The sequence below is a fragment of the Thermoflexus sp. genome (genome assembly GCF_042408365.1).
Classification (GTDB): domain Bacteria; phylum Chloroflexota; class Anaerolineae; order Thermoflexales; family Thermoflexaceae; genus Thermoflexus.
Map to the genome: position 1 here is coordinate 1 of NZ_JBHOQJ010000191.1, position 11,400 is coordinate 11,400.

Sequence of the window (11,400 nt, forward strand, 5' to 3'; positions counted from 1 at the left end):
CCAATGGATCCGATGAGAAAGAGCGCCATGCAAGCGGTGTAAACCTGGAGGCGTCCGTAGCGGTCGGAGAGTCGCCCGAACAGGGGCATCGCCACCACGTAAGCGATCAGGTAGGCAGAGACGATCCAGGAAGCATCCTTCAGGCCCGAGGGGATCTCGAAGTCCACGATCATACGGGGAAGCATGGCACTGACCACGGTGAGGTCGTCTGCGGCGATGAAAACCCCAAAAGCGAGGACGCTCAGGAGCCAAAACGAGGTATCCGGGGATCGCGGGATCAGCCCCTGAGCCCGCCGTCTTGCGGAGGCGATCGATTGAGCGTCACCTGCATTCATCGCTGCCCCTCCACCCGCTCACTGCCCCCTTCCCCCTACCCAGGAAGCAGCAAGGCCACGCTTCTTCCGCAAGCAGATAGTTGTCCGGTGCTGGGCTTTTCAATGTTCTGACCATTGGCAAGCTACTGCTTTCAATTTGGGGTTTTCGGGGGAGGGGCTGTCCCCTTCTTCACCGTTATGCCGTCTTCGTTCGAGCTTTGAAAAGCCCTGTGTCCAGGTGGGGATTTGGGGGCGAGCCGGTCCTCCGACTCGCCCCCAAAAGCTGAACCGCTGTCTCCGCCCATTCTATCCATCAAACAACCGATAAGCAATCCATCCGGCCAGGGGCGGCATAAACAGGGTGGAGATGAGCCGAGCGACCATCAAGCGCGGGCCCAGGATGGCAAACTCCAGAGGCAATCGAGTCAGAGACCACAGAGACCAGGCGGTCAGGAAGGCTACCACCGCTCCCACTCCCGCCCCGGCGCGATATAACATCGCGATGAGCGGGAAGGAGACAAAGGGGCCGCCCGGGATCAGCATCCCAACCCCGCTGGCGATCAGGATCCCCCGCAGCCCTGCCCCCGGCCCCAGCCATCGCGCGATGGCTTCGCGAGGGATCAGGACCTCCGAGAACCCGATGAGGACGAAGATGCCGAGGAAGAGCGGCAGGAAGCCCCGTATCGCCCGCAACGTCCCCTGCCAGCCGGCCGCTGCCACCTCCCCGCCGCGCGCATAGGCGATTCCCACCATGGCCCCGGCCATGATCAGGACCACAACGGTCCCCACATCCATTGAACTTCGCCTCCGTTTTGAGCTCATCTTGCCTCGTTGCGAAGACAAAATTCTATATGAGGGGCAGCCGCGTAAGCGGCCCGCCCCTCGCGGAAATTCCACGAATCCGAAGCTTGTCATTACGGGGTGAGATGGCCACCTCCGCTGTTTGGAACCGAGCCGGGTGATCTTTCGGTTAACTATTCAGTCTGGCAACATTGAATACGCAGAACGGCCTCGTCCCCTCCCCATGGCCTTGGGCCGTGGGGAGGGTGATGCAAAATATCCTCATGGGCGGGGATCGATTCGCCCCGCAGATCAGGGGAACAGCATCACGCCCACACTATCCAATTGTATCTCTATCGTTCCACCGCTCACACTCCGATTGCCCAGGCGTCCTTCTTGAACGATGATCCCGATATGATCCTCAGCGACCATAGTGGCCGCGATGGAGAGCCCCACGCGGGTTAACTCCTGCTGGAGCCGATCCCCAAGATCCGCAAGGGAAAACGCGCCCTCCGGGCGGTAGGGCAGGAACACCTGGGCGCCCGCTCCACTGGTGAGGGTAGTAAATTCCGTAAAAGCGCCTGGCCCCATCCCCAAAGTCCTCCTGAGGACGGCGTAACTCTTAGAAGAGGCGCGACGAACTAAGAGTCCTCGGCTCTTTTCTTTACTACCCCTTCCCGGAGAAAGCCTTCGACTGTGAGGAGGGCACCACCAGTTTGGCTTCTTCGTAATACTCCTGGAGGCTCCTCACCGTCAGCGCAGACTCCCGCATGGCCCGGATCGCCTGCACCGCGGCGGCCGCCGCCGAAAGAGTGGTCAGCAGCGGCACGCCGTAGCGGATCGCCGCCTGCCGGATGCGCATGCCGTCCGTGTAGGCCCGCGGGCCCAGCGGCGTGTTCAGGATGAGCTGCACCCGCCCCTCCCGGATGGCGTCCACGACGTGGGGAGAGCCTTCGCTGACCTTATTCACCGCTTCCACCGGGAGGCCGACCCGCCGCAGGACCTCCGCCGTGCCCCGTGTGGCCATCAACCGGAAACCCAGCCGGTGGAAATCCCGGGCGATCTTGATCACGCTTCCCTTATCGAAGTCGTTCACTGAGAGCAACACCGTCCCGCTCAGAGGGAGCGTGTCCCCGGCGGCCATCTCGGCCTTCGCGAAGGCGTGGCCGAAGCGCTCGGCCCAACCCATCACCTCGCCGGTGGATTTCATCTCCGGTCCCAGGATGGCGTCCGCGCCCGGCAGCTTCCGGAAGGGCAACACCGCCTCCTTAACAAAGAACGCGCGGACCTCCGGGGAGCGCGTGAAGCCGATCTCCTCTAAGGTCTGCCCCAGCATCACCCGCGTAGCGATCCGGGCCAAGGGGACGCCTGTGGCCTTGCTGATGAACGGAACCGTGCGGGAGGCCCGAGGATTGGCTTCCAGGACGTAAACGATATCGTCTTTGATGGCGAACTGGATATTGATCAGCCCCCGCACTTCCAGGGCCAAGGCGAGGCGCTCAGTATATTCCTCAATGATCTGAAGGTGATAGCGAGAGATCTTGTACGGTGGCAACACGCAAGCGGAATCCCCAGAATGCACTCCGGCTTCCTCGATATGCTGGAGGATGCCTCCGATCACCACCCGTTTCCCATCCGCCACCGCGTCCACCTCCACCTCGTAGGCGTCCTCCAGGAAGCGGTCGATGAGCACCGGGCGCTCCGGCGAGACCCACACAGCCTCCCGCATGTAAGCCGTCAGGGTCTCCGCATCGTAGCAAATGGCCATCGCCCGCCCGCCCAGGACGTAGCTGGGGCGAACCAGGACCGGGTAGCCGATGCGCTCGGCCACGGCCAGAGCCTCCTGGATGGACGTGGCGGTCCCGTGCTCCGGCTGTGGGATATCCAGATCCCGCAGCAAGGCGCTGAAGCGGCCCCGGTCCTCCGCCAAGTCGATGGCATCGGGGGAAGTCCCCAAAATCCGCACCCCTGCCCGGTGCAGCGGGAGGGTGAGGTTGAGAGCCGTCTGCCCCCCGAACTGCACGATCACCCCGAGGGGCCGCTCCCGTTCGACGATGTTCAACACATCCTCAAAGGTGAGGGGCTCAAAATACAGCCGGTCCGAGGTGTCGTAGTCCGTGCTCACCGTCTCCGGGTTGGAGTTCACCATGATGGATTCGATCCCCAGCTCGCGCAGCGCGAAGGCCGCCTGACAGCAGCTGTAATCGAACTCGATCCCCTGCCCGATGCGGTTGGGCCCGCTGCCCAGGATGATCACCTTCGATCGATCGGTCGGCGGCGCCTCATCGCTTTCCTCGTAGGTGCTATAGAGGTAAGGCGTGTAGGCCTCGAACTCCGCTGCACATGTGTCCACCTGGGCGTAGCGGGGGCGGATGCCCGCGGCCTCGCGGCGGCGGCGGACCTCCAGCTCCGTGCATCCCCAGAAAGCGGCCAGCTGGGCATCGGAGAAACCTGCCCGCTTGGCTCGATGTAGCAGAGTTGCTGGCACCGTATGAAGGGTATACCGGCGCAGGGTCCGCTCCAGCTCCACCAACTCTGCCATCTGGGCCACAAACCAAGGATCATAGCCGGTGAGGGCGGCGATCTCCTCCACCGGCATTCCTTCCACTAAGGCGTCGTGAACTGCCCGCAGCCGGTCTGGGTTCGGGCATGTCAGCGCCTCTTGCAGGTCCGCCGGCCGTCGATCCGGAGGGAACCCCTCGAACCCCTTGGCCCCGATCTCCAGCCCTCGCAACGCCTTCTGAAGGGCCTCCGGGAAGGTCCGCCCGATCGCCATCACCTCCCCCACCGATTTCATCTGGGGCCCCAAGGTGGGATCAGCGCCGGGGAATTTCTCGAACGCCCAGCGGGGGATCTTCACCACCACGTAGTCCAGGGCCGGCTCGAAGGCGGCCACCGTGCGCCGCGTGATCTCGTTCCGAAGCTCATCCAGGGTGTAGCCGACCGCGAGCAGCGCGGCCACCTTGGCGATGGGGAAGCCGGTGGCTTTGGAGGCCAAAGCCGAGGAGCGGGAGACCCGCGGGTTCATCTCGATGACCCGCATGCGGCCATCGTGGGGGTTGACCGCGAACTGGACGTTCGACCCCCCCGTCTCCACCCCGACCGCGCTCATCACCGCCCGCGCCCAGTCCCGCATCCGCTGATATTCTTTGTCGGTAAGGGTCTGGGCCGGAGCCACGGTGATCGAATCCCCCGTATGGATCCCCATGGGGTCCAGGTTTTCAATGGAACAGACCACCACGAAGTTATCGTGGCGATCGCGCATGACCTCCAGCTCAAATTCCTTCCAACCCAGCAGGGACTCCTCGATGAGGGCGGAGCCCACCGGGCTGAGGCGCAGCGCGAAATCGACGCGATCGATCAGCTCCTCGCGGGAACGGGCGATCCCCGCTCCCGTTCCACCCAATGTAAAGGAAGGACGGATCAGCACCGGATAGCCGACGCGCTCCGCGAAGGCCAGCGCCTCCTCGATCGAGCGGGCGAGGACGCTATGGGGGACCTCCAAGCCGGCCCGCTCCATGGCCTCCTTGAACGCCAGCCGATCCTCGGCGATGCGAATGGCCTGAGGGGAGGCGCCGATCAGCTCCACCCTATATCGCTCCAACACCCCGCTCTCGTAGAGGGCCATTGCCAGGTTCAGTGCCGTCTGGCCGCCCAAGGTCGGGAGCAGGGCATCCGGCCGCTCTCGGGCAATGATCTGCTCCACGATCTCCGGCACCAAGGGCTCGATGTAGGTCGCGTCCGCGAACTCCGGATCCGTCATAATGGTGGCCGGGTTCGAGTTCACCAGGATCACCCGATAGCCCTCCCGCCGCAGGGCCTTGAGGGCCTGAGTGCCGGAGTAATCGAACTCAGCAGCCTGGCCGATCACAATCGGCCCCGAACCGATCACCAAGATCGAGCGGATGTCCGTGCGCCGTGGCATCGACAGGCTCCCTCCCTTTTATCCCTTCCCCAATCGACGGATCCATTCGTCGAACAGAGAGTCCGCATCATGGGGGCCTGGATTGGCCTCCGGATGATATTGCACGGAGAACACCGGCCGATCTTTTAGCATCAGGCCCTCCACCGTCCCGTCGTTGAGGTTCACATGGGTGATCACCGCTCGCCGAGGGTCCAAGGTGTCGGGATCCACAGCGTAGTTGTGATTCTGGGCGGTGATCCGCACCCGGCCGGTGGGCACCTCCCGGACCGGGTGGTTGCTTCCGTGGTGGCCGAAGGGGAGTTTGTAGGTCCGGGCCCCGATCGCCTGGGCGATCAGCTGGTGCCCCAGGCAGATCCCGAAGATGGGGACCTCGGCTTCCAACAATCGGCGCACAATGCTCACAATCTCTGGAAGCCCCGCGGGATCCCCCGGACCGTTGGAGAGGACGATCCCGTCCGGCGCCATCCGGAGGACCTCCTCAGGGGGCGTGTAAGCCGGCACCACCGTAACCTGGCAGCCGCGGTCCGCCAGGCGGCGGAGAATCGAGCGCTTGACCCCAAAGTCGTAGACCACGACGCGACGACGCGGCTCGAGATCCGGCCGGAACCCGTGGGGCTGCCAGCTGCCGGAACCCAGGTTCCAGACGTAGGGCGTGGCGCAGGTCACTTCCCGTACCGTATCCCGGCCCTCCAGGCCCTCCCAAGCGCGGGCCATCTCCACCAACGCCTCTGGGTCTGCACCTTCCTCGGTGGACAGGGCCCCTTTCATCGCACCCCGCGTCCGGATCAACCGGGTGAGCGCCCGGGTATCGATCTCGCTCAGGCCAGGGACTCCATAGCGGGCGAGATAAGCATCAAGGCTCTCCTCGGCCCGCCAATTCGAAACCATCGGGCTCAGGGCACGGACGATGAAGGCGGCCACATGGGGGCGATCGCTTTCCACATCCTCATCGTTGACTCCCACGTTCCCGATATGGGAACAGGTCATCACCACCATCTGGCCTCGATAGGAGGGATCGGTGAGGATCTCCTGATAGCCCGTCATCGCCGTGTTGAACACCACCTCGCCCACCACCGTCGCACGAGCCCCAAAGGCCCGGCCGATGAAGACCGTTCCATCCTCCAGCGCCAGAACCCCCTGCATTGCACCTCCTCGGATCAAGGGAACCCATTTGGGGCGGAATCTTAAAAGGGATCCCTCCAGGTGTCAAGGAGAGACCGGATCCCAAAGCGTGGGCGCTTCAACCGCAGGGATCCCTTCCCTAAAGGAATGCGCGGCCACACGTCTTTCCTCCAGCACATGCGGATCTCACGTAAAATTAAAATCACACAGTTGGTTCCTCCTCCTGCGGCCGCAAGGGCACTGGGGGAGGAAAGGGAGAAGGCCCGTCCAGCCGTTGGAGCACCGTCAAGGAGCAGGGAACACCTCGTGCTTCATCCATATTCATTTTGGGGATATGAGATGGAAAGAGCGAGTGGCCCAGCCCCCAACCTCCCAAAGTGGACAAAGCGCTAGAACATGCGCGAATCGGACATCAAGCCAAAGAAATCGCTAAGCGGAGGGTCATCACCTTGGGCATTCCCTTGTTGAGTTCTTTACGCTCTACCGGAAGGGCTCCAGAGGAGATCCGCCTCGCATTGCCCAGTAAAGGGCGCCTGGAGGAACCCACCCTGGCGTTCCTGGCTGCGTGCGGCCTGGCGGTGGAGAAAGCCAATCCTCGGCAGTATGTCGCCCGGATCCCAGCGTTGCCTGGAGTGAGCGTCCTGTTCCAGCGAGCCGGCGATATCCCCCTGAGCGTCCGGGATGGGGGGGTCGATTTCGGCATCACCGGCTATGACGTGGTGATGGAACGCCTGGACCACGACCCGCGGGTCCTGATCCTCCACGAGGCCTTGAATTACGGCCACTGCGACCTCGTCCTGGCGGTCCCGGAAGCCTGGCCAGTGGAGACCATCGCGGAGCTGGCCGCCCTGGCCCGGTCCCGCGCCCAGGAAGGTCACCCCCTCCGGATCGCCACACGTTTTACAAATCTGGTGAGCCGCTTCCTCCGGGAACACGGGATCACCGAATTCCATCTGGTGGTCTCCGAGGGGACCTTGGAGGTAGCTCCCAGCATCGGCTACGCCGATCTGATCGCCGACCTCACCACCACCGGGACCACGCTGCACGACAACCGGCTCAAGCCGCTGCGCGACGGCGTGATCCTTCACGCCCAGGCCTGCCTGATCGCAAACCGCACCGCTTTGCAAACCCGACCGGAGGTCCTGGCGGTGGCCCGGCAGCTGGTGGAGTTCTTCGAGGCCCATCTGCGGGCTGAAGGACATTACATGCTCTTCGCCAACATGCGGGGGGAATCCGCCGAGGCCATCGCCCGCCGTCTATTTACACAGACCGACTTGGGCGGCCTTCAAGGGCCGACGATCTCCCGCGTCTACGTCCGTCAAGAGGACCCGGGCTGGTTCGCCATCCATATCATCGTGCGCAAAGACCGCCTGAATGAGGCGATCCAGCAATTGCGGACCATCGGGGGCAGCGGCGTGGTCGTGGCCCCCGTGACCTATATCTTCGAGGAAGAACCGCCACGCTGGCAACGGGTGCTGGAGCAGCTTGACGCGTTCTCTTAGAGAGATGGATCCCGCTCAGGAGGCGCTTCCGTGATCGAACGCTGGCTTCGGCCTGATCTCCGGGATCTATTGACCTACAGCATGTCCGTCTCACCAGAGGACCTGGCGACCGCTTATGGGGTGCCTTTAGACCGGCTGATCCGGCTCCACGCCAATGAGAACGCCTACGGGCCGTCCCCACGGGCCTCCGCCGCCCTGGCCCAAGGGGCTTGGCATCAATATCCGGACCCCCAGGGGAAGGCCTTGCGCCAGGCCCTGGCGGAATACACCGGGCTGGGCCCGGAGTGGATCGCCCTGGGCAACGGGGCGGATGATGTGATCGACCTCTTGGCTCGCCTTTTCGTTGGGCCCGGGCGGGCCGCGCTGATCGTCGAACCGACGTTTGAAATGTATGCCCTTTCCGTGCGCTGGCACGGGGGCCAGGTCCATGTGGTCCACCGGGATGAGGCGTTCGAGATCCCTTCCGCCGCCCTCTTCGAGGCGGTCCGCTGCCACCGGCCGGCCGCCATCTTCCTGGCCTCCCCGAACAATCCGGATGGCCGCCTGCTCTCGGAGGACATCCTTCGAGGCCTCCTCGCGGAGGAGGTTGTGGTGATCGTGGACGAGGCCTACTTCGAGTTCTCCGGCCACACATTTGCCGGCTGGCTCCCGCAACATCCGAACTTGATCATCGTGCGGACCTTCAGCAAGTGGGCGGGGCTGGCTGCGCTGCGGCTGGGCTACGCGCTGATGCATCCGGATTTGGTCCGCGCCTACGATGAGGTGCGCCCGCCGTTTAATGTGAACCTGGCCGCCCAACAGGCCGCCCTGGCCTCGCTGGAGGACCGGGACTATCTCCTGGGGAACGTCGCCCGCCTGGTGGCCGAGCGGGAGCGGCTATACCAGGCCCTACAAGATTTCCCGTTCCTTCAGCCCTTCCCCAGCCACACGAATTTCATCCTGTGCCGGGTGATCGGACAGGACGCCCACCGCCTGTGGGAGGGGCTCCTGCGGCGTGGGATCCTGACCCGCCGCTACACCACACCGGCTTTGCGGAACTACCTTCGGATCTCCGTCGGACGCCCGGAGCACACGGAGGCGCTGCTCCATGCCTTAATGGAGATCTCAGAGGAGGCTTCGCATGGGCGCCCGTGAGGCCCGCCGTCATCGGCGCACTGCGGAAACTGAGGTCACGATCTTCCTGCGGCTGGATGGGCGGGGAACGGCGCAGGTGGAAACCGGCATCGGCTTCCTGGATCATCTGCTCCACCATCTGGCCTTCCATGGGTTCTTCGATTTGGAGATCCAGGCTCGGGGGGATCTGCATGTCGATCCCCATCATACGGTGGAAGACGTGGCGATCGTCCTGGGACAGACCTTCGATGAGGCGCTGGGGGATCGAAAGGGGATCGTGCGGATGGGGCACGCCTATGTGCCGATGGACGAGGCGTTGGCCTTTGTGGCGGTGGATCTTTCCGGGCGGCCCTATGCTGTCCTGGATCTTTCCTTCACCGGCCCGGCCATCGGGGCACTGCCCACTTCCCTGATCTCCCACTTCCTGGAGACCCTGGCGGTCCACGCCCGAATGAACCTGCACGCCCGACTGCTGTATGGACGGGACGATCACCATCGGGCGGAGGCGCTTTTCAAAGCCCTGGGCCGGGCTCTGGACACGGCTGTGCGCATCGATCCTCGTCGAAGCGATGTCCCCTCCACCAAGGGGGCCCTCGGTCCTTAAATAATGGGTGGAGCGGGGCCGGTGGCCTTCGGCCTCCCGGCCAGACGGTCTTCGGAGGGAATCGGCTGGGTCAGCGAAAGAGATGAAGGCCCCCCATTCCTGCTAATTAAGAGAACAGGCTTGCTCCTCAATTCCCCCGTTTTCAATAGCGGATAGGTTCACTGACCGCACGCCATCGGCTCTTCAGGGTCGGAAGGCTGTTATCCAGCCGCAAAATGCCCCCCTGGCGGCATTAAGAGCGTTAAATTGGATCGGAATAATCCAAATTATATGACGAAAATCATACCCTTGATTTGCCTCCTGAAAATACTTAAAGTGAGAAAGCGCTCCACGCATTCCCCCGCTCAACGCTCGCCCTCGCGTACAGGAATGGAAAGGAGGGATCTGATGGAAAAAGAGCGTGTACCCCTGGGTCAAGCGATCTTCGATGAGCTTTTCTTCCTGTTTCTCCTCTCCCTGCTCATCAGCCTGGTGCTTTACAACATCTGGGGCTTGATGGATTTATTGCGAACCCCCCTTCTACCATAAAGATTCGTCGCCTTTCCACTCCATAGATCGAGGTGATGGCCAGGGTGTTTGAGAACGGATAAACCCTGCAGGCCAAGGTCCTGAAGAGAGAAAAGTCACCAAATCCCCCGATGAACAAGAAAGGAGGGCGCTCATGTTCGCACCGCCGCGGGTGTGGTGGCGGCCCCTGGATCGGCTTGAGCGAACATGGCTGCTGCTGGCCTTCGCCTGGTGCCTTGTCTTGTTCGCGATGATGCCGATTTGGCTGGCCTTCGGCCGCCATAATGTCCCGGCGACCGCTTATCGGGTCTCGCCGGCTCAGTTTCGGCAGCGAGTGGAAGAGTTCGCCCAAAAATACCAAGTGGGTGTAGAGAAAGGGATCCCCATCGTCGAGCCGCCCCCTGGAGACGTTTACCTCTTAGCCCGCCAATGGCAGTGGTATCCGATCCTCAAGCTGAAGAAAGGCCAGAGCTATCGCCTCCACATCTCTTCCATTGATGTCCAGCACGGCTTTTCCATTCAGCCGCTCAACCTGAATCTACAGATCCTGCCGGAATACGTCCAGGTGGCGACCATCACACCGCTGGAGAGTGGGGAATTCTCCATTGTATGTAATGAGTTTTGTTATCTCGGGCACCATGTGATGGTCGGCCGCATCCTGGTGACCGATTAAGCGGAGAAGGAGGGGGTCATGGCGGTTGAAGCCATTCCCGTTGGGGAAGAACGCGCGGCCTTTCGGGTGTGTCCGGTGACCCGGCTGCGGGTGGATCTAGCGGCGGAGCGAATGATTATCGCCAACGCCACGGCGGCGGTGGTCTTCCTTCTGGTGGGCGGGATTATGGGGTTGCTTCTCGCGCTGACCCGCTGGGAGGCTATTCACCTGTTGCCGGCCCCTTGGTATTATCGCCTGGTAACTGCCCATGGCTTCAATATGCTGGTTGCCTGGATTGTCTTCTTCGAGGTGGCCGGGCTCTATTTCGGAAGCACCGTCCTCCTTAACGCCCGACTGGTGAGCCCGCGGGCCGCCCAGATTGCCTTCGCCTTCATGCTCTTGGGCGCCCTCATCGTGAACGGGATCGTCCTCGCCGGGCAGGCTGATGTCATGTTCACCGCTTATGTGCCCTTAAAAGCTCATCCCCTGTTCTACTTGGGGGTCATCCTCTTCGCCCTCGGAGCCCTGATCGCAGTGGCGCTGTTCTTCGGGAACCTGTTTATCGCCCGCCTGGAGGGTCGCTACACCGGCTCGGTCCCCTTGGTGGTCTTCGGGTTGGCGACGGCGGCGATCATCGCTACATACACCCTGCTCTCCGGAGCGATCGCTTTCATACCCGCTTTCTTCTGGTCCCTTGGCTGGCTACGCACCTATGACCCGGGCTTCTATCGCAATCTCTTCTGGGGCTTCGGCCATCCAGCTCAGCAGATCAACCTGGCCGCGATGGTGGCCGTATGGTACGCCCTGGCCGCCATCACCGTCGGTGCCACCCCAATCAATGAAAAGCTCTGCCGGCTGGCCTTCGTCCTGTACATCCTGTT

11 protein-coding genes are annotated in these 11,400 nt (G+C 62.7%); 6 read left to right on the plus strand and 5 right to left on the minus strand.

Going from position 1 to position 11,400, the window contains the following annotated elements; genetic code table 11:
- From ACFMO5_RS09020 to carA, 5 genes are all read right to left on the minus strand, one after another.
- On the minus strand, positions 1 to 335 hold a 335-nt coding region (locus ACFMO5_RS09020; protein ID WP_376792419.1), incomplete at its 3' end, for an MFS transporter.
- A 285-nt stretch (positions 336 to 620) separates the two neighbouring features.
- Entirely contained in the window at positions 621 to 1,109 is a 489-nt protein-coding gene (locus ACFMO5_RS09025) for a permease (protein ID WP_376792420.1), read from the minus strand.
- A gap of 297 nt (positions 1,110 to 1,406) precedes the next feature.
- Entirely contained in the window at positions 1,407 to 1,685 is a 279-nt protein-coding gene (locus ACFMO5_RS09030) for a hypothetical protein (RefSeq protein ID WP_376792421.1), read from the minus strand.
- 76 nt (positions 1,686 to 1,761) lie between these two features.
- On the minus strand, positions 1,762 to 5,019 hold the full coding sequence (carB, locus tag ACFMO5_RS09035; RefSeq protein ID WP_376792422.1) for a carbamoyl-phosphate synthase large subunit: 3,258 nt from the start codon (positions 5,017 to 5,019) through the stop codon (positions 1,762 to 1,764).
- An 18-nt stretch (positions 5,020 to 5,037) separates the two neighbouring features.
- The gene (gene carA, locus ACFMO5_RS09040; protein ID WP_376792423.1) at positions 5,038 to 6,162 is read right to left on the minus strand and encodes a glutamine-hydrolyzing carbamoyl-phosphate synthase small subunit; all 1,125 of its coding nucleotides are present in this window, start codon (positions 6,160 to 6,162) and stop codon (positions 5,038 to 5,040) included.
- Between the two features lie 494 nt (positions 6,163 to 6,656).
- Here carA and hisG point away from each other — a divergent pair, with 494 nt between their 5' ends.
- The 6 genes from hisG to ACFMO5_RS09070 form a co-directional block, all read left to right on the plus strand.
- Positions 6,657 to 7,643, plus strand: coding sequence for an ATP phosphoribosyltransferase (gene hisG, locus ACFMO5_RS09045; protein ID WP_376792424.1), 987 nt, complete (start codon positions 6,657 to 6,659; stop codon positions 7,641 to 7,643).
- A gap of 30 nt (positions 7,644 to 7,673) precedes the next feature.
- Positions 7,674 to 8,777, plus strand: coding sequence for a histidinol-phosphate transaminase (gene hisC / locus ACFMO5_RS09050; protein ID WP_376792425.1), 1,104 nt, complete (start codon positions 7,674 to 7,676; stop codon positions 8,775 to 8,777).
- Positions 8,764 to 9,360, plus strand: coding sequence for an imidazoleglycerol-phosphate dehydratase HisB (hisB, locus tag ACFMO5_RS09055; protein ID WP_376792426.1), 597 nt, complete (start codon positions 8,764 to 8,766; stop codon positions 9,358 to 9,360). Before hisC ends, hisB begins: the two co-directional genes overlap by 14 nt.
- 387 nt (positions 9,361 to 9,747) lie before the next feature.
- Positions 9,748 to 9,888 carry a hypothetical protein gene (locus tag ACFMO5_RS09060; RefSeq protein ID WP_376792427.1) on the plus strand — a complete coding sequence of 47 codons (141 nt, stop codon included), beginning with the start codon at positions 9,748 to 9,750 and terminating at the stop codon, positions 9,886 to 9,888.
- Between the two features lie 133 nt (positions 9,889 to 10,021).
- On the plus strand, positions 10,022 to 10,540 hold the full coding sequence (locus ACFMO5_RS09065; RefSeq protein WP_376792428.1) for a cytochrome C oxidase subunit II: 519 nt from the start codon (positions 10,022 to 10,024) through the stop codon (positions 10,538 to 10,540).
- A gap of 18 nt (positions 10,541 to 10,558) precedes the next feature.
- Positions 10,559 to 11,400, plus strand: an 842-nt coding sequence (locus tag ACFMO5_RS09070) for a cbb3-type cytochrome c oxidase subunit I (RefSeq protein ID WP_376792429.1), incomplete at its 3' end; no start/stop codon positions are given.